Origin of the sequence: Leisingera sp. ANG-DT (assembly GCF_000813785.1) — a bacterium.
Classification (GTDB): Bacteria; Pseudomonadota; Alphaproteobacteria; order Rhodobacterales; family Rhodobacteraceae; genus Leisingera.
Genome location: NZ_JWLE01000001.1, coordinates 391,502 through 416,165 on the forward strand (window position 1 = coordinate 391,502; position 24,664 = coordinate 416,165).

Genomic DNA, 24,664 nt, shown 5'->3' on the forward strand with positions numbered 1-24,664 from the left:
CAGCTTTCACAGGGCGGTGGCGAAAGGCTGGCCCACCTTGACCAGTGTTTCGCGGCCCTTGGCACTGTTTGCCACCAGATCATCGGCGAACCGCACTTTGCCCGGCTCGAACACCACCACCACGGTGGAGCCGCCGAACTTGAAATAGCCTTTCTCGTCCATCTTCTGCACCGCGCCCGAGGTGCGGGTGTTGACGATGGAGCCGACACCGAAGGCGCCGACCTCGACGAAGCAATAGCTGCCCAGCGTCTCGGTTTCGATCAGGGTCCAGGTCCGCTTGTTTTCGCCGAACACATCCGGCCCCGCGCCAAGTGCAATCGGGTTCACCGAATGCAGCGCGCCGGGAATGTCCTGTGCTGCGGTGATGCGGCCCGCGGCGGGGAAGTGGTAGCGGTGGTAGTCCGCCGGGCACAGCCGCACAATTGCCAGCGCGCCGCCAATGAACCGCTCCGCAATGCCGGGCAGCATGGTGCGCACCGACATCGGATAGCCCTTGACCGGCACAAACACGTCCTCTGCCAATTCGGGGAACGCAAGCACCCGGCCATCGGCGGGCGATACAATGTCCTTCGGGTCCGCGCTGAAGGGGCGGGCCTCCGGTTTCAGGTGCCGTACAAAGAAGTCGTTGAAGCAGCCATAGCTATCTGCCGGGGCGGTGGCCTCGCTCATGTCGATGGACAGTTCGTCAACCACTGCCGCGATCTTACCTTTGGAGAACCGCGAGTCGAACCAGGCGCCCATCAGCCGGCTGATCAGGGAGGAGCGGAACAGCAGCTTTTCCACCGGCCTGGCGCTGGCGTTCTGATAAGCCCAGCGGATCCATTTCTCGCCCAGCACTGCCTCTTCAAAGGTCTCGCCGGTCTCGCGGTCAACTACAAGAATGGGGTCGCGCTGCATCAAATCTGCCAAATCAGGTTTCGTCCCGCTGCGCCTAGCAAAGCGCGGGGGCGGGGCCAAGAGCGGATGTTCGATGCGGCGGCAGCAAGGCTCACCTTTGCGGACGCCAAGGCGCAAACAAAAAAGGCCGGGGCGAACCCCGGCCGTCAGGTTGTTCCTTTGCCCAGGGGATCACGGGCGCCAGAACGGAAGAGTGGCTTCATAATGGGCGTCCTCACGGCTCAGCCCGATGTCCTTCAGCTGCGTCTCGCTCAGGTGTTTCAAATGGGTTCGGGTGCGATGGCGCAGGCTCCACTTGGTCACCAGCACGGCAAAGGAGACGGCCAACTGCGCCAGCACCGGCAGGGCCGGGCGGCTGTTCAGAAAGGACATGTTCGATTGTGCCATTTGCGTGTGCTGTGCCATGGGAGGCTTCCTTCGTATTGTGTTGATACAATCCTGTTGATTTGTCGTAGTGTTTTGATACAAAGGGGGTGAGATGTTGTCCAAGGATGGATTGTAATGGGTACAATTTGGCCGCAAGCCCTGGGTGAGACAAAAGGTCCCAAGTACAAAAAGGTCGCAGATACAATCCGCTCTGCTGTTGAAGCGGGGAGCCTGAAAATTGGTACAAAGCTGCCGCCGGTCCGCGATCTCGCGTATCAGTTGAGCATAACACCCGGCACTGTCGCCCGCGCCTACAGCATCCTGACCGATGAGGGCGTGCTGGAGGCCGAAGTCGGGCGTGGCACTTTTGTAGCCGAGAAGAAGAAGCCGGTGCCCGATGACGTATGGTCGCGGGAATTGCATCTGCTGGAGGCGCGCGATCCCGGCCATGTCAGCCTGTTCAGCCCGCGGATTGCCGACATGGGGCAGGTGGCTGCCGTCCGCGAGGCGCTGCACAAAGTTGCGGAAGGCGAGGCGCGGAATTTCCTGAACTACCCGACCCGCGATGCATATAAACCGGTACGCCAGGCCGCTGCAGAATGGATTGCCAAGGCGCCGGTCGGCCCAGTCAGCGAAAAGGACGTGGTGCTGACCCATGGCGGCCAAAACGGGCTGATGGTGGTGCTGCAGGCGATTCTGGAAGGCCCCCAGCCAGTGATACTTGTCGAGGACCTGACCTATGCAGGATTCCGCCGTGCGGCTGAGCTTCTGCGGGCGCAGGTGGTCGAGGTGGCGATGGATGAACACGGCATCCGCCCGGATGCGATGGAACTGGCCATCCGCAAATCCGGCGCCTCTGTGATCTGCACCAGCCCCGAAGTGCACAATCCCACCGGACTGTTCACCCCGCTGGAGCGCCGCAAGGAGATTGTCCGCATCGCCCGCCGCCACGGGGTGCAGATTGTCGAGGATGACTGCTACCGCCTGGGCGAGGCGCGTGCCCCCAGCTACCGGGCGCTGGCGCCGGAACTGGCCTGGCACGTGTCCTCGATCTCCAAGATTCTGACGCCGGCCCTGCGCGTCGGTTTTGCCCTTGCGCCGGAGGGGCGGGCGGCGGACCTGCGCCGGGTGGCGGAGTATGGTTATTTCGGCCTCGCCCAGCCGCTTGCGGAACTGGTGCGGATCCTGCTCAGTGACCCGCGCCTGCCCGGGCTGGTGCAATCCGTGCGCAGTGAGATGGCCCGCTATGTGCGGGTGGCTGTCAACGCGCTTGGCGGCTTTGACCTGACCTGGAACCCGGAGGTTCCGTTCCTCTGGCTGAAACTGCCGTCCGGCTGGCGCGCCGCCGCCTTTACCCGCGCGGCAGAGGCCAACGGGGTGCAGATCCGCTCGGCGGATGAGTTCGCCCTGCGCGACGGCCGCGCGCCCCATGCGGTGCGCATTGCTATCAACGCGCATGTGCCGCTGAAACAGTTTGAGGAGGCAATGCTGCGCCTGCGCGCCCTGCTGGACAACCCGCCGGAGCAGATCAGCGTGTGAATTCGTTCAAAAGTGTTCGTTCAAAAAAGAAGGGGTCCAGCGATTGCGGACCCCTTCTTAGATTGGTTTGGTCTGGCGTTACTCAATCGGGATTGAAACACCGGAGGCATGATTGGCATTGAACGACCAGACATCGCGGCCTGCCGCAATACCGGCGGTTACCGCCGCGGCCAAAAGGCCTGCGGCGGATGCGCCGCCGACGACGGTGCCGTTTAGGATCGGTGCCAAAGTCTTTTCACCCGACTGGCTGCCTGCAGCGCACTTTACATAGGCATCCGTCGGCCGCCGTTTCAGCGTCGGTACGTTGACCTTGGCGGGTGTTATGAAGGTCGCTTTGAATTCGGCGCTTTCGATAGTGCACTTGGCACCGGTGACTTCTTGCATGTTGTCGCTGCTCGGATAGCCGCCTGTGGCTTCCAGCTTTTCCTTGTCGAGGATCACATGCGTCCGGAAGGTAAGTTCTTTGTAGCCTTGCACGCGGGGAGCCGTGATCCCTTCGTTCTTGAGTGCAGCGGTAACCGCGGGGGTCGTGACTTCGGCGCTTTGCATGCAGGCGCCGAGCATTACGGGAAGCGTGCAAGTAAATGCAATTTTGCGAAACATGAGTGGCTGTTCTCTTTTTGGTTGATCTTCTCTGCCGGGACTTAATGTTCAACTTCTGTCGAGAGCAACCGCGGTATTCTGGATGGGGGAACCGGCGGCAGTGGTGTGTATTATCGACAACATTGCCGCCCGGGAGAGGGGCGATGTTTGGGGTATTATTATACCAATTTTTTAACACGTTGTTTTCAAATGATTTATTCTTGTTTGGTGGTGTTGACTGGGGCTTGGGATGCCCGTAAACCCCGTCCATCGAATTCAGGCCGATGACCCATGGGATTCTGCCTTTCACGACAAACAGGATTGACCTGCCATGAAAACCTTCTCTGCTACTCCGGCAGATATCGAGAAGAAGTGGATCATCATCGACGCCGAGGGCGTGGTGCTGGGCCGTCTTGCCTCGATCGTTGCCATGCGCCTGCGCGGCAAGCACAAAGCGTCCTTCACTCCGCATATGGACATGGGCGACAACGTCATCATCATCAACGCCGAAAAGGTGCAGATGACCGGCAAGAAGCGCGATGAGCACTTCTACTGGCACACTGGCCACCCGGGCGGCATCAAGTCGCGCACCAAGCAGGAAATCCTGGAAGGTGCACACCCGGAGCGCGTTGTGACCCAAGCGGTCAAGCGTATGCTGCCGGGCAACCGCCTGTCGCGTCAGCAAATGACCAACCTGCGCGTTTACGCTGGTGCCGAGCACCCGCATGAAGCCCAGGCACCTGAAGTTCTGGACGTCAAATCCATGAACAAGAAAAACACCCGGAGCTGATATTGATGTCTGATCAGATCAACACTCTCGAAGAGCTCGCAGCTGCAACCGGTGTGGAAGCAGTGGCTGAAGAAACCATCGCGCGTGAGCCGGTTCGTGACGAACTGGGCCGCTCCTATGCCACCGGCAAGCGTAAAGACGCTGTTGCCCGCGTCTGGATCAAGCCGGGCTCCGGCAAGGTCGAGGTGAACGGCAAGGAAATCAACAAGTACTTCGCCCGTCCGGTGCTGCAGATGATCCTGCGCCAGCCGTTCCAGGTTGCCGGCGTCGAAGGCGAGTTTGACGTTTACGCCACCGTCAAGGGCGGCGGCCTGTCCGGTCAGGCCGGTGCGGTCAAGCACGGCATCTCCAAAGCGCTGCAGCTGTACGATCCGTCGCTGCGCGGCGCTCTGAAAGCGGCCGGCTTCCTGACCCGCGACAGCCGCGTTGTGGAACGTAAGAAATACGGTAAGGCCAAAGCCCGCCGTTCGTTCCAGTTCTCCAAGCGTTAAGCTGGAAACATATGCTTTTGGAAGGGCTCGCCGCTGGCGGGCCCTTTTTCGTTCCAGTGCCCGCCTGCTTCCGGATGCTTTCAGGGTTCCTTTAGAAAGATTTCCTAGGGTGGCACGGAAATCCTAGGACGGGAAACGGAAGGCAGAACAGCATGACATCACCAGACCAATTCAAGACTGCCCCGATCGGCGACGGCAAACTGGAAATCGGCCGCTTCACTCATGGCTATGAAGATATGGAAATCGAAGGGCAGGGCGGCGGTGCCAATGTGGCAGTCGGCTCCTTCTGCTCGATCGGCCGCCGTGTCCGGATCATGCTGGATCAGTCTCCGGCGCTGGACCGGATCTCCGCCTTTCCGTTTGGCGAAGCCTTCACGGAACATCTGGGCGGAGCGGAGACTCATGCGCCGCACTCCGGCAGCCGCGATGTGGTGATCGGAAATGACGTTTGGATTGGCGCCAATGCCACCCTGTTGGGGGGTGTCAAAATCGGCGACGGCGCTGTCATCAGCCCCAATGCCACCGTAACCGGCAATGTGGGCGCTTATGAGGTTTGGGCCGGTAACCCGGCGCAGCTTGTGCGCAAACGCTTTGATGACGCGGTGTGCCAGAAACTGCTGGAACTGCGCTGGTGGGACCTGCCGCTGCCGCTGATCCAGGAAATGGCACCGCTGCTGTCGACGCAGCCGACCGTGGATCTTATCGAAGGTTTGCAGTGTATCGTCAGCGATCTGGTGACCTTCACGGATGAAAGCGCGGCCTGACTCGGGAGGCCGGGATTTTGGCCTTGTTTTGAGCTGTTTCCCGGCCCGGGCGCCCCGAGCGGCCCCCGGGCGTTAACTTTTTCGCAAAATTAGCGTAACATGGGCGGACCGCTTCCTGATGGGGGGACAGCTGTTATGCCGCAAACAATCTATGAGAAATACGGCGGGTTCAGCGCCATTAGCCGGGTTGTGATGACCTTCTACGAGCTGGCGCTCGATTCTGACCAGATCGGCGACTACTTCGCTGATGTCGACATGGCGCGTCTCATTGATCACCAGACCAAGTTCATTTCCTCGCTCCTGGGCGGGCCTGCGTCCTTCAGCGACGACCGGCTGGAGGCAGTGCACAGGGCCCTCGGCATAACCCACGAAGACTTCGACGAGATGGGCGCATTGCTGAAAGAAGCGCTGGAACAGCACGGGCTGTCAGAACCGGACATCCGCACCACGCTCAGCGCCATCGAGGGCAAACGCAGCATCATCGTCACCCGGGACGCGGCATGAGCATTGCCGCCATCAATGAACAGCTGTTGCGTGCCATTGGTGTCGGCGTAGCCGTAGTGCGGGCATCAGACCTTGGATTTGTCTTTCACAATCAGCCCTTTGCAGAATGGTTCGGAACCCCGGGCGAGGGTGCTTCGCTGACCGATGCCATAGACGGCCTGCAGCCGGAGGACCTGGGGCCGCTCTGCGACGAGGGCCTGCGCTATTCAGCGGAGCTGAAGATCAAGCGCAAGCGCCGCACACTGGTGTTTGCCATCAACATTTCCCAGGCCAGCCACCTGAACGAGGCGCTGCTGGTGGTAGAATGCCAGAACATCACCCGCATCCGCGAGCTGGAGAGCATGATCGACAGCTATTCCACCATGGTGGAGCGCAACACCCGCGAGCTGGAACGCGAGAAGGAGCGGGTGGAGCGGCTGCTGCTGAACCTGATGCCACGCTCCGTCTATGAGGAATTCAAGACCTTCGGCGTGGTCACCCCGCAGCTCTATCCCAAGGTGTCGGTGGTGATGCTGGACTTCGTGAATTTCACCGACTTTGCCTCCCGCACCGATCCGACGGTCACGCTGGGAGAGCTGAACGACATCTTCACTGCGTTTGACCGCATCGTCGAGCAATACGGCTGCGAGCGGATCAAGACCATCGGCGACGCCTATCTGGCGGTTGCCGGAATGCCGGAACCGACGCCGGACCACGCCACCGCCGTGGCCCATTGCGCCACCCGTTTCCTGCGCTATCTGGACCGGCGCAACCAGAGCCATCAGCACAAATGGCAGGCGCGGATCGGCCTTGGCACCGGCTCAGCCGTGGGGTCTGTGGTGGGCATCCAAAAGTACGTCTATGACGTCTTCGGCCCGGCGGTGAACCTGGCCTCCCGTCTGCAAGTCTTTGCCAACCCGATGAAAATCGTCGCGCCAGAGGACATGAAGGACGCATTGTCAGAGGAATTCCACGTAACCGACATAGGCCCTGAAGACATCAAGGGCATCGGCGAGGTGAACCTGGTGAACGTCGGCGATGAGCTGAGCGCACCGCAGCCCAGCGGCCGGTTCTAGCAGCCGGGCCTAATTGTCCGGCCCGATCAGCCCCAAACCGCGCAGGTAGATGCCGATGCCGCTTTCCAGCAGATCCTCCGGCGGAAAGGGTGAGGCAGCCCCGGGCGAGTTGCGCGCATAAAGCTCCACCACCCCGTGGCTCATCGCCAGCACATGCGCCGAGAACATCGAGGCCGGCGGGCGTTTCTCTGCAGGGATATGCTGGCTGAGGTCCGCCGCTGCACGTTCCAGAATCGCGCGCGCGCGTGCCGCGGCATCTGCCAGTTCCGGCGTGCGGTTCACCGAAATACCGCTTTCGAACATCGCGATATAGTGGCCGGGATGCTTGCGGGCAAAGGCCAGATAGGCCCGCCCCGTCGCCTCAAACGCCGCCAGCGCCGAGGGCTGATACTTGTCATAGGCATGCTGCATCAGATCGGCAAACATCACATAGCCCTGGCGCGAGGCCTCCGCGATCAGATCCTCGCGCCCCTCGAAATGGCGGTAGACTGCAGCCGGGGTAACCCCCGCCTGCTTGGCCGCCTCCGACAGGGTGAAACCGGTCGGCCCCTTGGCCTCGATCAGCTGCAGGGCGGCCTCGACCAGCGCCTGGCGCAGGTTGCCGTGATGATAACCGCGTTTAGGCATCCCAGATTTCCGGGCCTCCGCAAATTTCTTGGTCCAGGGCGCCAATCGCCTTGGCGTCCTTCTGAGCGTAGTCAATCGCATGCAGCACGCAGCGCATCGCCGCCAGCCGAGCCCGCCGTTTGTCATCGGAGCGGATGATTGTCCAGGGGGCCTCCGCGCTGTGGCTGCGCGCGAAAGTTTCTGAAATGGCGGCGCTGTAGTCGTCCCATTTCTCCAGCCCCTTCACGTCGATCGGGCTGAGTTTCCACTGTTTCAGCGGGTCGGATTCGCGTGCCAGAATGCGGCGCAGCTGCTCGGCCCGGCCCACATTCAGCCAGAACTTGAACAGGTGGATGCCGTCTTCGGCCAGGGCCTCTTCAAACCCCGGAACCTGATCAAAGAACCGTTCCCGCTGCGCATCGGTGCAGAAACCGAACACCTTTTCGACAACACCACGATTGTACCAGCTGCGGTCGAAGAACACGATCTCGCCGCCCGACGGCAGCTGCTGCACATAGCGCTGAAAATACCACTGGCTCTGCTCCGCTTCGGTGGGCTTGGACAGCGCCACGATCCGCGCGCCGCGTGGGTTCAGATTCTCGCGGAACCGCTTGATGGTGCCGCCCTTGCCAGCCGCATCGCGGCCCTCAAAGACGATGGCGATCCGCTGGCCCGTGGCCTTGACCCAGGACTGCAGCTTGACCAGTTCAATCTGCAGCGCCTCAAGCTCTTTGTCATAGGCCTTGCGCTTCATCAGCTTCCTGTGCGGATAGCTGGGGCTGAGGATTTCATCTTTGTCCGCGCCCTTGATGGCCTCGCGGATCTCCTCCGGTGCGCCGCTCTGGAAAAAGCGGCTGATGGCCCCGTCAAACGGCAGCGGCATGTGCAAAACCCTTCTGTCCTCAACCTCTTATATGGGAAGGAAGTATGGAATGTGAATCGCTTTAACGCAAATGCGCGCGTTCCGCCGCGCGGCGCACCGCATCGGCGACATCTTCTGTTGCGACGTGCTGCGGCATATGGCCAATCCCCTCCAGCCGAGTCAGCCGCGCACTGTCGACATCCCGTGCCAGCCCTTCGGCGTGCAGCTTGAGGTTCACCAGGTCGTCCTCAGTGCCGTGGATCACCTCCAGCGGCAACGTGATGCGGCCGTAATGCTGCGAAAGTTCTGTCACTTCCTCCAGCAGGTTCGCCCGCTGCCGGGCGTTGGCCCGCAGCGACCCGCGCCGCAACGACAGGCTGGTGCCAAAATGCTCTGCATATCCTTCCGGCACTGCCTGCGGGGCAAAAATCTCCTGCAGGGAGCGGCTGACCACCAAGTCCGGGACATAGGCCGCCAGCGTCGGCACCGCCACAGCGCTGCCAAAACGAGAGGAGGTGAGACGGTAGAGCGGGTCCAGCGGCGTTGTCCAAGGGTAAGCCACCCCGGACACCGAAACCAGCGCAGAGACGCTTTCGGGGTGATCCACCGCCCAGGCCAGCGCCACTGCACCGCCATAGCTTTGGCCCAGCACAATTGGCTTCACTGCCCCCATCTGCGCCGCGGCCTGGCGCAGCACCTCCGCCTGCTGGCGGATGGTCGCGCCCGTACCGTTGAGCGGGCTGGAATAGCCCAGGCCCGGGCGGTCGAAGATCAGAATCCGGAACTCGTCAGCGAGTGCTGGCGCCAGCCGGAACGTCATGTCGCGGGTGTTTCCGCTGGAGCCATGCAGCAGCACCAGATCCGGCGCGCTGCCCTTGGGCCGTCCCATCTCCACCACATGCACCCGGTGGCTGCCCACCACCAGAACCTGGCCTTGCGGCGGATGGCGGGCCTCAGCTGCGGCCTCGCGCCGGCCCGCCTGCCAAAGCGTGAGGGCAGTCCCCGCTGCCACAGCAAGGCCTGCCCAGACCAGCATTCTAGCGGCCGATCTCATCCATGTCATAAGGCGTTGTCTGGTAAATCTCATTGATCCAGTTGCCATAGAGAAGATGCGCGTGGCTGCGCCAGCGGTTCTGCGGCTGGCGGCTGGGATCATTGTCCGGATAGTAGTTGCCCGGCACGTTGATCGGGGTGCCATTGGCCACGTCGCGGTCGTATTCCTGCTTCAGCGTATCGCTGTCGTACTCAAAATGGTTGAAGATATAGAGCGCCCGGTGCGCCTTGTCCTCAATCAGGCAGGGGCCGACCTCGTCGCTGCCCAGCAGTGTCGTCAGCCCCTCGGCGGCATCGACCTCAGGCTGTTTCATCTCTGTCCAGCGGCTGACCGGGATCACGAAATCATCCGAGAACCCGCGCAAGTAAGGCGAGGCCGGCGCCAGGTTTTGATGCCGGAAGCAGCCGAACGCCTTGTGGTCCAGCATGTGTTTCTTCACGCCATGGAAATGATTGATCATCGCCATGCCGCCCCAACAGACGCCAAAGGTCGAATGCACGTTGGTCTGGGTCCACTCGAACACCTCGCGCATCTCTTCCCAGTAGGTAACTTCAGGAAAGTCGAGATGCTCAATCGGTGCGCCGGTGATGATCAGCCCGTCGAACTTCTCGTGCTTCACCTCCTGGAAGGAGTGATAGAACTCCTCCATATGCGCCGCGGCGGTGTTCTTGGTCTGATGCTCGGTCATCCGGATCAGGCTCAGCTCGATCTGCAAGGGCGTCGCCCCGATCAGCCGGGCAAACTGGTTCTCCGTCTGGATCTTCTTGGGCATCAGATTGAGCAGCCCAATGCGCAGCGCCCGGATGTCCTGACGTGCCGCCTGATCCGGCGACATGACCATCACGCCTTCGTTCGTCAGAACGTCATAGGCAGGCAGGTCAGCGGGGATCTTGATGGGCATGTCAGTATCCTGATTTGCGGAAAGTTGTACGATATAGCGGAGGTTGTCAGATAGTCGGCTTAGCCGCGGTCCTCAAGGGCTTCGGCGATCAAATCCACGAAACCAGCCTCATCCTTGACGGCGGAAATCTGGCTGGCAGTCACCGTGACGCCCCAATTGTCCGCCATCGCCTGATAGCGCGGCTGGCGGTGGGCCAGTGCCTGGGAGTAGGTCCAGCGGATAAATGCATCGGGGTCCACATCCGCCTCAGGTATCTTGTTTTCCTTAAGGTATTCCTGCCAGACGCGGTTCAGGAACTCCGGCTGGTAAGACATCGGCTTGGGCGCCCGGTCAAAGCGCCGGACCAGCTCGGCAGTGTGCTCCTCGCTGCCCTTGATCCAGACCATCAGCGTGTGCTTGCTCAGCTCGGACAGGATCTGGTCGTTCGGGTCATTGGCGTCGACCCATTCGCAGATCGAGCCGCCGGTGTCGCAGATGAAATTCGGGTAGCCGTACAGCTGCTGTGCCCGGTCCGCGAAATACTCGGTGTCCAGCAGAGCGCGGATCTCGGCGACGCGGAACTGCTCCTGCCGGCGCTTGTATTCGGCAATCGGCAAACCGCCCTTGGCGGTGTCGCCGGGCTTGCCCAGATAGGCCGAGACCGGGCGCAGGTTTTCGAAGGTGATGTTGGAGCCGATAAAGATCGAATCCGTCAGCAGCAGTTCGCGCAGAAACGGCACTTTCATCGCCTCGGCCTTGGCATTATCGGCGATGTATTCGCCCATGTAACGGGTGCCGATGCGGTAATCGATCGAGTAGTGGAACCAGCTGCCGGCCCCGCGCAGAACGTTGCTGACATAGGTTTTGCCAAGCCCGGACATGCCAAAGAACAGCACCCGTTTGCTGGGGGCGTCGCGCCAGTCCTGTGCGGAAGAGTAGAGCATGAAAGTCCAAGTCCCTGAAGGTGTCACGCCTTGCTAGCCACCCGCGGGGGCCGGGTCAATTCCATGCGCGCATGCGCCGCGGCAAAAGAAAACCCCGCCCCCAAACGGGAGCGGGGCAAACTGCCCGGCAGGTGCCCGGATCAGAAGTGGAAGCCGACCTTCAGGCCAAAGCTGACTGCGTCGTTGTCCTGAAAGTTGGTGACCGGGTTGCCGCCAGGGGAGGCAACCGCATCGCCCAGCTGGGTATAGCGGACACCGGCAGAGACGGTCATGTTGTCCTGCTTGTACTGCACGCCGACGCGGATTGCCTCATACCCGTGGGTCGGCGCCAGCGGCGAGACCAGGTTGTCGCCGTCCGAATCCGAATAGATCAGCGCCACAGAACCGGACCAGTTCTCGTTGAAGGCGCGGCCGACACCCAGTGTGTAGGTGATCGAGTCGTCCAGGTCGATCAGATCAACGGAGCGGCCGGCCAAGGTGCTCAGGCCCGGAACCACCAAATCAGTTACGCTGTGCTCAGCCCAACGGATGCCGCCGAACAGCAGCGTGTCCTGGGCGACGCCGGTCTGGAAGTCCAGGTTCACCGATTGCGGCGTTTTGGTTTTTGTCGTGGTGCTGGCGGTGGCGGTGGTGGCAAAGGTTTCGTTCAGGTTGAAATCATGTTCGATTTCAGAGCTGTAGGTGAGTGCCACGCGCAGGGCGATATCGGGGATCTCATAGGCGACGCCGGCCACCCAGCCAAACGCGCCATCTTTGTCCACTTTCACGTTGTATCTGCCACCGATGGAGCTGTAAGCGCCGCCCTGCAGATTGATCTCGCCGTCAAGCTCCTGGTAGCGGATGCCGCCGTGGACGCTGAAGCGGTCATTGAACTTGTAGCGCAGCATCGCAGTGAGCGAGTTCGAATCCGCCTGTGCAGTCGTGCCGCCAAGCAGCAGCGAACCACTGGTGGGATATGCGACATCCACACCCCACGGCTGGTCGAAGATCAGCGCAAAGGACAGCTGCTCGTTGATGTCGCGCTTGTAGCCCGCGCCGAACATGTTGAACCGTTCGCCGACATCGCCGGTTGCAGACCCCAGCGGGTTCAGCGAAGTGCGGTCGTTGCCCGACAGGTCCACCGAAGTTGTAGCAAACGAGAACTCGGCGTAGTTGCCTTCTTCGAAGATGATGCCGATCGGCTGGCCGGTGCGGTCCAGACCGCTCGCCATGGCAGAGCCAGATACCAGCGCCAAAGCCGCCGAGGTTGCAAGATAGCGTTTCATTGTTCCTCCCTGAGTTGCGGCCAGTGGAAGCCGCTTTACGCGAACGTAATCGGGCGGATTTCGGCAAATCAACATTAACCGCGCGGCAACTAGCCGGATTCGGTCAGCTTTGAGGGGTTCTGCGCGGCTGGCCTGCAACTATATTAAGATAATTTGCAATGCAGATGATGGCGGCTCCCCCCAGCACCCAGGCGTCCAGCGCCTCTCCGTAGATCACCATGCCAAGGATGGCGATGGCGGGCAGGCGGGCAAAATCCACCGGCACCACCACGCTGGCCGGCGCCAGCGACAAGGCTGTGGTCAGGCAGAAATGCGCAGTCAGCCCGGCAATGCCGATCAGCACCAGCCAGGGCAGGGTGGTTGCGTCCGGCAGCGCCATGTCGCCGTCCCATCCTGCCGCCAGCAGCCCCATCACCAGCTGCATCGAGGTCAACCAGAACAGGATTGAGGCGGTATGCTCGTGCCGGGTCAGCCGTTTGGTCAGGATCGCGGTGAGGGCAAAGAAGATGGCGCAGCTCGCCGCTGCCGCCAGGCCAAGGTTCAGTGTCTCGGGGCTGGGGCGGGCCACGACCAGAATGCCGGCAAAGCCAAGCGCCGCCGCCAGCATCCGCCGCCGGGTCAGCGCCTCGCCCAGCAACAGCGGCGACAGGATGATCACCCACAGGGGCGAGGTGAACTCCAGCGCAAAGACCTGGGCCAGCGGAATCAGCGTCACCGCCAGAAACCACAGGTTCTGGCCAGTGAAGTGGAACAGGTTGCGCAGCAGATGCACCCCCAGCCGCTGCCGCCGCACCTGATGCCAGCGGCCTGCCGCTGTCAGGACGGCCACCACGATCAGCACCCCCACCAGGCTGCGGTAGGCCATGATTTCAAAGGTATCCAGCGTCAACCCGGCCTCACGCCCGGCAATCGCCATGGCGGAGAAGGACACAATCGCCCCCACCATCCACAGCGCCGCCAGCCCTGCGCGTGTCTCGCCCTCTGCCATGCCTGCCCCCTTGTTCAGCTGGGGAGAGGAAAGGCGGAATTTTCACCCGAGGTCAAGCGCATGGCGGCGCGGCAGCTGCGATTACAGGCCTGCCAGTTGACAGCGCGGCGCAAGCGAAGGAGGCCGCGCGCCAGTTTCAGGCCGCCGCGCGGTGCGCTTCTTGCGCATCCAGTGAGCGGCCTGACTTGATATAGGCAGAGGCCGCCTCCACCGGGTCGAAGTTCAGCCGGTCCAGCAGAGTGCGGATTTCCGCGGTCAGCTGCTCTGTCACTCCGGAGGAGTCGCGGGTGGCGTTTTTCTTTTCCGGCAGCAAGACCCGGCCGCGGTGGTCCAGGGCCGCCAGCAGTTTGGGGGCACCTGCCGGCTTGGTGGCCTCTTCCAGCATGGCCCCGACAAACTTAATTTGCCCGCCGTATTTCAGCAGGTAGTACGCATAGCGCGCCTCCATCTCCAGCGCGTACCAGATGGCGCAGCCGACCTGACCCAGCGGCAGGAAACGGGCAGGGTCAACGATCAAATTGCTGTAGCCCATGTCCAGGTACCACTGCCACCGGATGGTGATATTCATGAAGTCATTGCGGCCGACATAGCTGGCGCATTGCTTGGCCAGGTCGCGGCGCAGGAGGATCACGGTGGTGCGGCTGCGGATGGGGCTTTCTGCCAGCGCTTCGATCAGCCCGCATTTGCCCAAAGTATGGTTGGACTCGGCATAGGGTGCTTCCAGCGACGCCAGCTTGTCCTTCCAGAACTTCTGCATCCGGGTATTCATGCCAAAAGTGTTGAAAGTCCGCATGTGCTTGATTTCCGGCATTTGTGTGCCGAAGTCTTCAATGTTCAGCGGCTCGTGGATGGATTTGATCCGAAGATTGTCACCCAGGAACTGCGCCAGCCAGGCGGTACCGGTGCGCCCGGCCGAAAGAGTGAAGAAAAAGTCGCTTTTGGCGGGCTGTTCGTGCTTGGGCGTGGCTGGTGCCGCGCCTGGGCGCTTGTAGCCGAACTTGCGTATTTCGTCGGCGCATTGTTCTGCAACGACATCCGCGGCCCCCGGATAGCGGGCATAGAGCGTTGCGGCATCAGTGCCGGTGCGCGGGCGGACACCTTCCTTGGCACGCAGGCTTGAAAACCGCTCCCACAGGCCTTCGACGCCAAGCGCCGCGATGTCCTCTTCCAGATGCTCGTATCGTAAAAAGACATCGGGTGCAGCCGACCCTTCCAGCGGTGCGATTTGGACGTTTTCAGTTAGCATGCCGTAGAACTTGTGCACAAACAGCCCGAAGTTCAGGCTCTCAGTCTCGGCCATCTCCCAGTAGTAGCGGGAAATGACCGCGTCATACGGATCGCGCCAGATGGTGACCTTTGTGTAGCTGTCCCAGATGTCCTGCGGGATGAGGGCCTTGGCTTCTGCGGCGGGGATGTGATTGTAGAAATCCCCCTCCGTTTCAGTGCCGTCGGGCCAGGTTTGGCGCTGGTGATTTTGTGCCCCGGGATAGCCCAGGCCTGCGCGGGTTTCTTCGTCCTCGGGAGACACCGGGGTGATCACACTGGTGTCGTCGCAAAAGCTGGACAAGGCGATTTCAAATGACGTGCCGCCTACCTTTTTGGTTTTGATAAAGATGAGTTTCAGCGGGTGGCAAATAATCATTGGGTTCTCCAAGCCGTCGGCGTCCTGGAGACTATTTCAAAAACACCTGACAAATTGGTTAACCGCAGGCTGCCGGTAACCCATCTGCAAGCCGGGTGAAAACTTGTAAATGCCGGCCGCAGCAACACAAAGCGGCCCGGTTTGCCAATCCGGGCTGCCATAATATGTTTTTGATTTCATTGAGAAAGGGTGGTGAGATCAAGCTAAGGTGCTAAGTCTTGCAGAACCCTGCGCGGCCTGCAGAAGCAGTGGGATTTTCAGCCGCTAGAGTATCTCGCGCAGCAAATGCGCCTGGGGATACCGAGCAATCGTCTCGTTGCCTTTTTTGCCAATCCGTTCCAGCTTTGCTTCATCTTGCAGCACTTCAGCTATGCCCTCGGCAAGCCCGTCATAAGGCAGGCCCAGGATGCCGTCACGGTAGCATTCGTCGATCATTGTTCCACTATTGAGTTCGCTTGCCAGAGGGATGCCGTTGGTCATCAGGTAAAAGGCGCGGACGATCTCAAAAATCTGAGAGTCGTAGAAATGGAGATTCAGCACCATACGGGATCGGGAAATCCAATCATCACGGCTCTTTCCGTAAGTACCTTCCAGCTGTTTGACCGTCAAACCACACGCGCGAAGGTCATCAAGGATTTTCTTGCGTCGCGGACTCACGCTGCCGTAGAACAGAACGTCGATGTCTTTCTTTTGCCGGGGCGTGATCCGGCAGAGTTCCTTTTGATATCCGATTTGAAGCTTCTCAACCCGCTTTACACCAAAGTCATTCAGATAGCTGACATTGGCATCGCTGTAATCCCACAAGGTGAAGTCATGTGAAAACCACTCAACGATGTTTTTGTTCCAATGCGAGAGGGTGCTGCCTAACTGCTCGGTGTTCAGGATGATAGTGTCCGCTGGAACGACCTTGGCCATGGCGCAGGTCATCAAGTGAATGCCGATAAGGATATTCCGGGCTGACGGGTCGATCTTGTTTTTGTGTATTGCCGCTTCATAGCCAAGATCCCGCAGTGCGAATTGAATCAGGTCAGCAATCTCAGAAAAGGCGCCGGTGTGCGGGTAGTTATCCGGTTGCGCCAAACAAATATTGTATTTTTGTGTCATGGGATGCCGATCAGACCTCAGCCAGCAGCCGCTTCGGGCAGCTGCCGGGCGGCTGAGCGCCGCTGATACTGGAAATTTTCGAAGTCCATGCCGTAGATCTTCTCGGCAACGGCCAAGCCTTCGTCGCTCAAAACCAGGTCGCCGGGGTTGAAACCTTCGGGAACGCGCAGGTGGTTGCTGTGCGTCATCTGCTGGCTGGCCGGGTTGCCGAACAGGGCTGCATCAATGAACGCCTTGGCTTTCTCGGCGCCGTTCTCTTCCAGCTTGAAAACCTGGTAGTTGGCGCCGGGATAGAAGAAGCCAGACTGCGGGTAGAAATGACCGTCCATCCAGCCCTTGGTCAGCACATTCTCCAGCAGGCGGGTCTTGACGAACTGGTCCAGGGTTTCATCGCTGCCGATCCGGCGTTCCACCAGCCGCTGGAACTTGTAGGCGCTTTCAAGCCTGGCAATCGGATCGCGCACGATGGTGAAAAAGCCGGTGAAAAATTCCTTGGGAAACAGCCGCGCAATCGATTCCCCGTCGATGTGCTGCGGGGAGGATATGTTCCAGTGCTGCTGGGGCGGATTGGCGACATACTGCTCGTCCACAAACGCCAGGCTGACGCCGTTCAGGCCCTGAATGTAACGCTCAATGGATGTGCCGCCGCACTTGGGAATGTGCGCGAAGTGCAGCAGCACGTCTTTGTATTTGATCAAGGGCATTTTGCGCCTCCATTTGCCTCCAAGCAGTTGGCCGCCGTGGTTAAACCGGCGGCCAAGCGTTTGGCTCAAGATGGCGCAAATTGTTTAAACGTTCTTTAAAACAGGCGTGGTTTCCACCGCGGTTTCAAAGCCCGTGAACTGCAGGGATCATTCCCACTCGATGGTTCCCGGAGGTTTCGAGGTGATGTCGTAGGTGCAGCGGTTGATGCCCTTCACTTCGTTGATGATCCTTGTGGCGGTTTCGCCCAGGAACTCGTGGCTGAACGGATAGTAATCCGCGGTCATGCCATCGACAGATGTCACCGCGCGCAGGGCGCAGGCGTAGTCATAGGTGCGGCCGTCGCCCATCACGCCAACGGTGCGGACCGGCAGAATCGCCACAAAGGCCTGCCAGATGTCATCGTACAGACCGTGCTTGCGGATCTGGTCGATATAGATCGCATCCGCTTCGCGCAGGATCTCCAGCTTCTCGCGGGTGATCTCGCCGGGGCAGCGGATTGCCAGGCCCGGTCCGGGGAAGGGGTGGCGGCCGATGAAGCTCTGCGGCAGACCCAGTTCGCGGCCCAGCGCGCGGACCTCGTCCTTGAACAGCTCGCGCAGCGGTTCCACCAGCTTGAGGCCCATCTTCTCCGGCAGGCCGCCGACGTTGTGGTGCGATTTGATGGTGACCGAAGGCCCGCCCGAGAAGGAGACCGATTCAATCACGTCCGGGTACAGTGTACCCTGTGCCAGGAACTCTGCGCCGTCGATGGTGTCGGCGTGTTTCTGGAACACGTCGATGAAAAGCTTGCCGATGATCTTGCGCTTGGTTTCCGGGTCGGACTGGCCGTCCAGCTCGCCCAGGAACAGATCGCTCTCATCCGCATGGATCAGCTGGATGTTGTAGTTGTCGCGGAACATCGCGACGACTTCTTCCGCTTCGTTCTTGCGCAGCAGGCCGTGGTCCACAAACACGCAGGTCAGCTGATCGCCGATCGCCTCGTGGATCAGGATCGCCGCAACCGAGCTGTCGACGCCGCCGGACAATCCGCAGATCACCTGTTTGTCGCCGACCTGCTCGCGGATCTTCTCGATCATCTGCTCGCGGTAGGCGCCCATGGTCCAGTCGCCGGAGAAACCCGCCAGTTTGACAAAGTTCTCATAAAGCTTGGCGCCGTTCGGGGTGTGGTGCACCTCGGGGTGGAACTGCACCGCATAGAAATTGCGGCTGACATCGGCGGTGATGGCAAAAGGCGCGTTGGGGGAGGTGCCATAGACCTCGAACCCCGGGGCGATCTTGCTGACGTGGTCGCCGTGCGACATCCAGACCTGCTCGCGGTCGTTGTCGTTTGCGAACCAGCCCTCCAGCAGCGGCGGCGTTTCAACCGTGGGGGTCACAAAGGCGCGGCCGAATTCCGCAGTGCCATGGCCGCTTTCCACCTTGCCGCCCAGCTCATGCATCATCACCTGCTGGCCATAGCAGATGCCCAGGATCGGCACGCCGTAGTCGAAAATCTCCTGCGGCGCCCGCGGGCTGCCCTCGCGGGTCACGCTGTCAGGCCCGCCCGAGAAGATCACCGCCTTGGGCGCCAGTTCGCGCACAAAGTCCATGGTGACATTCTGATAGGGGTGGATTTCGCAATAGACATTCAGCTCGCGCAGGCGGCGCGCAATCAGCTGCGTGACCTGGCTGCCGAAGTCGATGATGAGAAGGCGGTCATGGGTGTCTTGGGTCATGCACGCGCCATAGGCCAAGGAGGTTTTTTTCGCAAGGGCTTTGGTGCTTGCAGTGGCACAGGGTGCCGGGCAAACAGCTCGCCCGGCTCTGAAAACCCTCCGGCTGGGTGCGGTGCAGTAAAACTCGGTGCAGAGGCTTGCCTTGCAGGTAAAGCTTCTGCTCTGCTGAACTTCCGGTACAGGGGAGGCATGCACAGTGGTTATCAGGGAAATGCGGACAGGCGACCGCGCGGCTGTTGCGCAATTGCAGATTGCCAGCTGGCGCAGTGTTTATGCCGGTGTCCTGCCGTCGGCGTATCTGCAGGAGCAGGTCGTGTCCGACCTCGCCCGGCACTGGCAAAAGCTGCAGTTTTCGGACCGTGACGTCGTGCTTGTTGCAGAGGGTGCGGGGATACAGGGCTTTATAACCGTCTGGACCGGTGATGAACCCTACATCGACAACCTGCATGTGTCGGAAACCGCCCGGTCACAAGGTCTTGGCCGCCGCCTGATGAAGGAGGCCGCCCGCCGTTTGCAGGCCCAGGGTGCAAATTCGGCTTATCTGTGGGTCGCAGAGAGTAATTCCCGCGCACTGGCGTTCTATTTCCGGATCGGCGGCAGTGCCGGCGAGCGCAAGGAGATTGACGTTTTCGGATACGCCATGCCCGCGATCCGGGTGCATTGGGACAGTCTTGATCCGCTGCTGAAAGCGTAAAACCGGCTTGGCGGGTGCGAGTTCCGGCGAACTCTGTGCTGCGAATGTCGCTTTTCAACTTGAATGGCCGCAATCCTGCGGCGGCGGCGCGCGCGAGGGCTATAATACCCATCGCAATGAAATGCCTGTGGTGAGGATAAACCATGACAGAAGCAGCCCCGCGCCGTCGTGCCCGCGGTTCCGGCGGCGGCGCCGCCCGCCGCGCCGAGCGCACCAGCGTCAAGATCGAGACCGCCAAGTACATCGAGCGCAACATTCCGAACTTCGAGATCCTGAACGAGGAAGCGCTGGAGATCATCGAGTACAACGCGGACACGATCCTGGAAGAGGTCGGCGTCAATTTCGTTGACAACCCGGCGGCGCTGCAGCGCTGGCGCGATGCCGGTGCCGATGTCCAGGGCGAGCGCGTGCGCATCCCCCGCGGCCTGGCCCGCAAGCTGTGCGAAACCGCACCTGCGGAATTCACCCAGCACGCCCGCAACCCCGAGAAATCGGTGGTCATCGGCGGCCGCAACCTGGTTCTGGCCCCGGTCTATGGCCCGCCCTTCGTGCGCACCCGCAGCGGCGGCCGCCGCTATGCGACCATGGACGACTTCAACAAGTTCGTGAAGCTGGCCTATATGTCCAAGTGGCTGCACCACTCCGGCGGCACCGTCTGCGAACCCACCGACATCCCGGTGAACAAGCGCCACCTGGACATGCTGATGGCGCATATGACCCTCAGCGACAAACCGTTCATGGGCTCCGTCACCGAACCCAGCCGCGCCCAGGACTCTGTCGACATGGCCGGCATCCTGTTCGGCAAGGAGTTCGTGCAGAACAACACCGTGATGACCTCGCTGACCAACATCAACTCGCCGATGACCTTCGACGACGTGATGATGGGTTCGCTGGAAGTCTACGCCCAGAACAACCAGGCCTGCATCATCTCGCCGTTCATCGTCGGCGGTGCCATGGCGCCGGTGTCGGTGGCAGGCACCCTGACCCAGGTGCTGGCAGAGGTTCTGGCCGGTATCGCCTACAACCAGCTGTGCCGCCCCGGCGCGCCCGCGATCTTCGGCGCCTTTGTGTCCTCGATCGACATGAACTCCGGCGCTCCGACCTTCGGCACCCCCGAAGCGTCGCTGGTCACCTATGGCGCAGGCCAGCTGGCCCGCCGCCTGGGCGTGCCGTTCCGTTCGGCCGGCTCCTTCTGCGGCTCCAAGCTGCCGGATGCGCAGGCGGCTTATGAAACCGCCAACTCGCTCAACATGGGCCTGATGTCCGGTGTGAACTTTATGCTGCACTCCTGCGGCTGGCTCGAGGGCGGCCTGGTTGCCGACTTCGAGAAGTTCGTGATGGACGCGGACCAGCTGGGCACGCTGCACGGCCTCGCCAAGGGCGTCCCGGTGGACGAGAACGGCCAGGCGATGGAAGCCATCCGCGAAGTCGGCCCCGGCGGCCATTACCTCGGCTGCGCCCACACCCAGGCCAACTTCAAATCGGCCTTCTGGAAGTCCGAAGTGCTTGACTACAAGCCGTTCGAACAGTGGGAAGAAGAAGGCGCGCGCGACACCTACGCGCTGGCCGAAAGCCGGGTTGAGAAGCTGCTGGCAACTTACGAGCAGCCCGCGCTGGATCCGTCCATCAAGATGGCACTGGACGAGTATGTGGCCGAGAAGAAGGCCTCCATGCCCGACGCCTTCATGTAAGCGCGAGCCTGAAGATCAGGGGCAGGGGGGCGCACCCTCTGCCGCAGCAAAACGGCGGTCCCGCGGGGCCGCCGTTCTTGTTTTCGCACGAGCCTTCAAACAGGCAGCCTCACCGGCCAGTGCGATCAGCACATCCACGTGGCGGATCATCGAATAGCCGGCCTCGCCTGCCTTGCGTTCTGCGTTCAGCGCCTCCTCCAGCTCCAGCAGCCGCATCACGGCGGCAGCAGGCTTGGGCACATCTCCATAGCCCAGTATGCGGCGCAGGTCGCGCTTGCGGCAATAATTCCGGGCGCCTAACCGGGCGGCCCGTGCCAGGATCCTCGGGCGCCGGAGCAACGAAACGCGGCTGAAAACATCCTGCATGATCGTCTCCTTTCCTATCTCTGATCTGGCTCTGCTATAACACAACTCTAGGTGGTGTTGCGGAAAGGGGGCGACCGGCGAACGGTCCGTTTTGTGATGATTATGGTTTTTCTGGAAACAATGATGTCCGATCCGCGCTTTTGTCCAAATCCAGCCGGGCGAAATGGGACATGCCGCAGGCACCTTTGAGTGCGGCTGGCCCGGCAGCCTGGCTCACGACCGGGGGTTACGAATGCAAAACATGACACAGGCACCCTTTCCTGGCTGGGTGCCGCTGGAAACTTGCCGCTACCTTCAGCACACCGAGGCTGGCCGCCCGATCCGCCAGCTGGCCCGCAAGGCGGGCTGCCATCCATCCACCATCCTGCGCCAGGTCCGCCGGGTAGAGATCCTGCGGGACGATCCGCTGATTGACGAGGTGCTGACCTATCTGGCCGGGCGCTACCGGTCCGAAGCAGCGAAACCGCGGCAGGAGGAAAAGCCCTCCGCCGCAAGCCGCAGCCTGCGGTCGGGGTTTGAGCGGGAAGCGGCCAGCGTGCTGACCCTGCTCAGCCGCGGCGGCGCAGTTCTGGCCGCAGCCGAAGGCATGGAAATGGCCGTTGTGGTGCGCGAAGGCCAGGAGGCCGACGGGCATAAGGTGGCGGTGTCGCGGCCCTTGGCAGGGGCGCTGGCGCTGACCGGCTGGATTGCCTGCTCGCGCAAGGGCCGGATCAGCCGCTATTCCATCACCGCGGGCGGGCGCACCGCATTGAACCGGATCATCGCCGATCAGGAAAACCGCGCCCGCGCCCGGTTGGAGGGCGGCTTTGCCGAAGCGCAGACACCGTTTGGGGCGCCGGACGCGGGCGAGGGCGGCGGACTGGGCCGCAAATCCCGTTACAGCGGCGCCGAAACCCCGCTGGAAATGCTGTCCCGGCTGTCGGACAAGGACGGCAAGTCCTTCCTGACCCAGCCGATGGTGCGGGCCGGGCGGCGTCTGCGCGAGGATTTCGAACTGGCGCAGATCAGCAGCCACCTGATGCAGGAGGAGCTGTACTTCGCCCAAGCCAGCCACCCGATGCGCAGCACCAGCCACCAGGCGGCGGCAGAAGCCCACCAGCGGATGACTGGGGCGCTGCAGAAGCTCGGGGCCGGCCTCAGCGACATCGCCCTGCGCTGCTGTTGCCACCTTGAGGGGCTGGAAACCGCAGAGCGCAATCTGGGCTGGCCTGCGCGGTCAGGCAAGGTGGTGCTGCGCATCGCCCTGCAGCACCTGGCCGATTACTACGGCGAGGCCAGCCCGCAGCAAGAAGAGATGATCGGTTGACGCGCACGATGCCTCAAACGAAAACGGGCCCGCAGCGCGGACCCGTTCGAATGCCAGATCGGGCAGTGCAGCTTAGGCTGCGACTTCTGCCTTGGCGTCTTTCAGGTGCTTCAGCACGGTCTCCGGGGAGGACACGCCATAGGGGTCTTCGCCGTGGTTGTCGGACAGGCCCGGCTCTTCGAACCATGCCTCAACAACACCGTTGTTCACGATGGCCGCATAGCGCCAGGAGCGGTTGCCGAAGCCCAGGTTGTCCTTGGCGACCAGCATGCCCATCTTGCGGGTGAACTCACCGGAGCCGTCTGGGATCACTTCCACGTTTTCCAGCTCCTGCGCGCGTGCCCAGGCGTTCATCACGAAGCTGTCGTTCACCGACATGCAGTAGATCGCGTCGATGCCTTCGGCCTGGAAGTCACCAAAGCCTTTTTCAAAGCCCGGCAGCTGGTAGGTCGAGCAGGTCGGGGTGAAGGCGCCCGGCAGCGAGAACAGCACAACACGCTTGCCTGCAAAGTAGTCAGCGGTGGTCTTGTCTTCCCAGCGGAACGGGTTCGGGCCCTCGATCGCTTCGTCGCGGACACGGGTGTGGAAGGTCACGTCGGGCAGCTTAACGCCAGCTTTCATCTCAGCTTGCTCCTGATTGCGGATTTCATTCGGCGGGCAGGCTTAAAATGATTCTAAGCTGGCTTCAACACGTCCCGGTGATTTGCGCGCAGGTTTCCGGCGCCAGTCCGCGAACACGGCAGTCCGGCGCCGGAAAATCTCGCAAATACGGCATCTTCGCCCCTGGCAGGGACGTTACGCCGCAGCCTTCTTGATGGTGACCGTGGTGCCGCGGATCTTGCGTTCGGCAGCGGCGGTCAGGTCGTTGAACTTCTTGAGCGTCGCCAGAAGCTTCTTCTTGTCCTTGGAATCCTCGATGGCGCCCGGGAACTTCTTCTTGGCAGTCTGGTACTGGTCGTTGATCTTCTTCAGATCCTTGTATTTCGCCGCGGCCTCTTTCAGCTCGGGTGCTGCGGCCTTCAGGTCCTCTCCGGCCTTGTCGATGGCGGTTACGCAATGGGCATTGATCGCCTTGACCAGCGCGCCGACCCGGTTGGTGTATTTCTTCAGGTTGCGGTCCACCAGCAGCTGCGGCAGCTCGGTTGCGTCCTTCTTCTTGTCATGGCCTTCCGCCTTTTCCTTCAGGATCTTGTCGACCGTCTTCTGGAAATTCGCGCCGTACAGCTTTTGCGCGGCATTCAGCTTGCCCTCATACTCGGACGCCTTCTTGACCGCGGCAATCTCCTTTTCCAAATCGCCCTGCAGCGCCTCGATATCCTTCTTCGAGGCTGAGGACTTACCGCGTTTCTTCAGGTCCTTCTCGATGTCCTTCAAGAGCGCCTGCTGCTTGGCCATATGCGCCTTGGCATCAGCGCAGAACCCCTTCATCGCGCCGACTTCCTCCTGGTGGATGTCCACCGCCTTGTTCCAGGTGACCAGCCCGTCCTTGAAATGCTTGTTCTTCTGGAAATCGGCCAGCTTTTCCGATTTCACCCCGTCCTTGCGCGCCTTGGCCAGGCTCTCGCGGAAATAATCCTCGCCCTCCCAGGCGTTGCCCAGCGAAATCCCGATCCGCTTCTTCAGCTTGTCGCCCTCTGCGGTGGTGAATTTCTTGGTGCCGGCAGCCAGCTTCTTATGCTCTGCCTTGAATTTCTCCAGTTCCTTGGCCATGCGTCCCTCCCTGAATGATCTGCAGCGAAATCCTGATGCTTGGTGGAATTATGTGTCCCGCTGCGCCGCTTTGGCAAAGAAAAACGGCACATTTTCGGAGTTTGAGCCATGACAAGGCGGCAAGGCAGGGTTGACGATATGACC

At 61.2% G+C, this 24,664-nt stretch carries 26 protein-coding genes; 9 read left to right on the forward strand and 17 right to left on the reverse strand.

The features are described from left to right. Positions 1–6 precede the first annotated feature (6 nt). Both asd and RA21_RS01930 read right to left on the reverse strand, forming a co-directional pair. The gene (gene asd, locus RA21_RS01925; protein ID WP_039146478.1) at positions 7–897 is read right to left on the reverse strand and encodes an archaetidylserine decarboxylase; all 891 of its coding nucleotides are present in this window, start codon (positions 895–897) and stop codon (positions 7–9) included. 171 nt (positions 898–1,068) lie between these two features. Next, positions 1,069–1,302: a DUF1127 domain-containing protein gene (locus tag RA21_RS01930; protein ID WP_039145766.1), complete on the reverse strand. Its 234-nt coding sequence runs from the start codon at positions 1,300–1,302 to the stop codon at positions 1,069–1,071. Positions 1,303–1,398: 96 nt separating this feature from the next. On the opposite strand from RA21_RS01930, the gene RA21_RS01935 reads away from it, so the two are divergent. Then, positions 1,399–2,802: an aminotransferase-like domain-containing protein gene (locus tag RA21_RS01935; protein WP_039145773.1), complete on the forward strand. Its 1,404-nt coding sequence runs from the start codon at positions 1,399–1,401 to the stop codon at positions 2,800–2,802. A gap of 78 nt (positions 2,803–2,880) precedes the next feature. Here RA21_RS01935 and RA21_RS01940 read toward each other — a convergent pair whose 3' ends face one another. Continuing rightward, positions 2,881–3,366, reverse strand: a complete 486-nt coding sequence (locus tag RA21_RS01940) for a hypothetical protein (RefSeq protein WP_039145775.1) — start codon at positions 3,364–3,366, stop codon at positions 2,881–2,883. 349 nt (positions 3,367–3,715) lie between these two features. Here RA21_RS01940 and rplM point away from each other — a divergent pair, with 349 nt between their 5' ends. The 5 genes from rplM to RA21_RS01965 all read left to right on the forward strand — a co-directional run bounded on the left by rplM (position 3,716) and on the right by RA21_RS01965 (position 6,988). Continuing rightward, positions 3,716–4,174 (forward strand): 50S ribosomal protein L13, encoded by a 459-nt coding sequence (gene rplM, locus RA21_RS01945; RefSeq protein ID WP_019296185.1) that lies wholly within the window; start codon positions 3,716–3,718, stop codon positions 4,172–4,174. 5 nt (positions 4,175–4,179) lie between these two features. Further along, positions 4,180–4,665 (forward strand): 30S ribosomal protein S9, encoded by a 486-nt coding sequence (gene rpsI, locus RA21_RS01950; protein ID WP_019296186.1) that lies wholly within the window; start codon positions 4,180–4,182, stop codon positions 4,663–4,665. Between the two features lie 152 nt (positions 4,666–4,817). After that, positions 4,818–5,429 carry a CatB-related O-acetyltransferase gene (locus RA21_RS01955; RefSeq protein ID WP_052254187.1) on the forward strand — a complete coding sequence of 204 codons (612 nt, stop codon included), beginning with the start codon at positions 4,818–4,820 and terminating at the stop codon, positions 5,427–5,429. A 135-nt stretch (positions 5,430–5,564) separates the two neighbouring features. Beyond that, positions 5,565–5,933: a group I truncated hemoglobin gene (locus tag RA21_RS01960; RefSeq protein WP_019296188.1), complete on the forward strand. Its 369-nt coding sequence runs from the start codon at positions 5,565–5,567 to the stop codon at positions 5,931–5,933. Beyond that, positions 5,930–6,988, forward strand: a complete 1,059-nt coding sequence (locus RA21_RS01965) for an adenylate/guanylate cyclase domain-containing protein (RefSeq protein WP_019296189.1) — start codon at positions 5,930–5,932, stop codon at positions 6,986–6,988. The genes RA21_RS01960 and RA21_RS01965 overlap by 4 nt, the downstream gene beginning before the upstream one ends. Positions 6,989–6,997: 9 nt before the next feature. Here the strand turns inward: RA21_RS01965 and RA21_RS01970 are convergent, their stop codons facing one another. The 11 genes from RA21_RS01970 to guaA all read right to left on the reverse strand — a co-directional run bounded on the left by RA21_RS01970 (position 6,998) and on the right by guaA (position 18,753). Beyond that, the gene (locus tag RA21_RS01970; RefSeq protein ID WP_019296190.1) at positions 6,998–7,615 is read right to left on the reverse strand and encodes a TetR/AcrR family transcriptional regulator; all 618 of its coding nucleotides are present in this window, start codon (positions 7,613–7,615) and stop codon (positions 6,998–7,000) included. Then, positions 7,608–8,477 (reverse strand): polyphosphate kinase 2, encoded by an 870-nt coding sequence (ppk2, locus tag RA21_RS01975; protein ID WP_039145777.1) that lies wholly within the window; start codon positions 8,475–8,477, stop codon positions 7,608–7,610. Before ppk2 ends, RA21_RS01970 begins: the two co-directional genes overlap by 8 nt. A gap of 61 nt (positions 8,478–8,538) precedes the next feature. After that, the gene (locus RA21_RS01980) at positions 8,539–9,492 is read right to left on the reverse strand and encodes an alpha/beta fold hydrolase (protein WP_039145779.1); all 954 of its coding nucleotides are present in this window, start codon (positions 9,490–9,492) and stop codon (positions 8,539–8,541) included. 1 nt (position 9,493) lies between these two features. Then, positions 9,494–10,411, reverse strand: a complete 918-nt coding sequence (gene metA, locus RA21_RS01985; protein WP_019296193.1) for a homoserine O-acetyltransferase MetA — start codon at positions 10,409–10,411, stop codon at positions 9,494–9,496. 59 nt (positions 10,412–10,470) lie between these two features. After that, the gene (locus tag RA21_RS01990; protein WP_019296194.1) at positions 10,471–11,334 is read right to left on the reverse strand and encodes a hypothetical protein; all 864 of its coding nucleotides are present in this window, start codon (positions 11,332–11,334) and stop codon (positions 10,471–10,473) included. Between the two features lie 140 nt (positions 11,335–11,474). Next, positions 11,475–12,599 carry an OmpP1/FadL family transporter gene (locus RA21_RS01995; RefSeq protein ID WP_019296195.1) on the reverse strand — a complete coding sequence of 375 codons (1,125 nt, stop codon included), beginning with the start codon at positions 12,597–12,599 and terminating at the stop codon, positions 11,475–11,477. A 103-nt stretch (positions 12,600–12,702) separates the two neighbouring features. Then, positions 12,703–13,587 (reverse strand): DMT family transporter, encoded by an 885-nt coding sequence (locus tag RA21_RS02000; RefSeq protein ID WP_019296196.1) that lies wholly within the window; start codon positions 13,585–13,587, stop codon positions 12,703–12,705. 136 nt (positions 13,588–13,723) lie between these two features. Further along, positions 13,724–15,229 carry a hypothetical protein gene (locus RA21_RS02005; RefSeq protein WP_039145780.1) on the reverse strand — a complete coding sequence of 502 codons (1,506 nt, stop codon included), beginning with the start codon at positions 15,227–15,229 and terminating at the stop codon, positions 13,724–13,726. A gap of 264 nt (positions 15,230–15,493) precedes the next feature. Next, positions 15,494–16,333, reverse strand: coding sequence for a glycosyltransferase family 1 protein (locus RA21_RS02010; protein ID WP_039145782.1), 840 nt, complete (start codon positions 16,331–16,333; stop codon positions 15,494–15,496). Between the two features lie 17 nt (positions 16,334–16,350). Continuing rightward, the gene (locus RA21_RS02015; protein WP_039145783.1) at positions 16,351–17,037 is read right to left on the reverse strand and encodes a sulfotransferase family 2 domain-containing protein; all 687 of its coding nucleotides are present in this window, start codon (positions 17,035–17,037) and stop codon (positions 16,351–16,353) included. Between the two features lie 147 nt (positions 17,038–17,184). Next, a complete protein-coding gene (guaA, locus tag RA21_RS02020; RefSeq protein ID WP_039145784.1) occupies positions 17,185–18,753 on the reverse strand; it encodes a glutamine-hydrolyzing GMP synthase in 1,569 nt (522 codons plus the stop codon). A 196-nt stretch (positions 18,754–18,949) separates the two neighbouring features. Between guaA and RA21_RS21915 the strand changes: the two genes are divergently transcribed. After that, the gene (locus tag RA21_RS21915) at positions 18,950–19,447 is read left to right on the forward strand and encodes a GNAT family N-acetyltransferase (RefSeq protein WP_152610460.1); all 498 of its coding nucleotides are present in this window, start codon (positions 18,950–18,952) and stop codon (positions 19,445–19,447) included. A 143-nt stretch (positions 19,448–19,590) separates the two neighbouring features. Beyond that, entirely contained in the window at positions 19,591–21,138 is a 1,548-nt protein-coding gene (locus RA21_RS02030; RefSeq protein WP_019296202.1) for a trimethylamine methyltransferase family protein, read from the forward strand. 15 nt (positions 21,139–21,153) lie between these two features. Here the strand turns inward: RA21_RS02030 and RA21_RS02035 are convergent, their stop codons facing one another. Beyond that, positions 21,154–21,504, reverse strand: coding sequence for a DUF6477 family protein (locus RA21_RS02035; RefSeq protein ID WP_039145785.1), 351 nt, complete (start codon positions 21,502–21,504; stop codon positions 21,154–21,156). A 232-nt stretch (positions 21,505–21,736) separates the two neighbouring features. Here RA21_RS02035 and RA21_RS02040 point away from each other — a divergent pair, with 232 nt between their 5' ends. After that, positions 21,737–22,810 carry a DUF6456 domain-containing protein gene (locus RA21_RS02040; RefSeq protein WP_039145786.1) on the forward strand — a complete coding sequence of 358 codons (1,074 nt, stop codon included), beginning with the start codon at positions 21,737–21,739 and terminating at the stop codon, positions 22,808–22,810. A gap of 72 nt (positions 22,811–22,882) precedes the next feature. Here the strand turns inward: RA21_RS02040 and RA21_RS02045 are convergent, their stop codons facing one another. Beyond that, a complete protein-coding gene (locus RA21_RS02045; RefSeq protein ID WP_039145788.1) occupies positions 22,883–23,431 on the reverse strand; it encodes a peroxiredoxin in 549 nt (182 codons plus the stop codon). A 174-nt stretch (positions 23,432–23,605) separates the two neighbouring features. Continuing rightward, a complete protein-coding gene (locus RA21_RS02050; RefSeq protein ID WP_039145790.1) occupies positions 23,606–24,520 on the reverse strand; it encodes a hypothetical protein in 915 nt (304 codons plus the stop codon). Positions 24,521–24,664 lie beyond the last annotated feature (144 nt).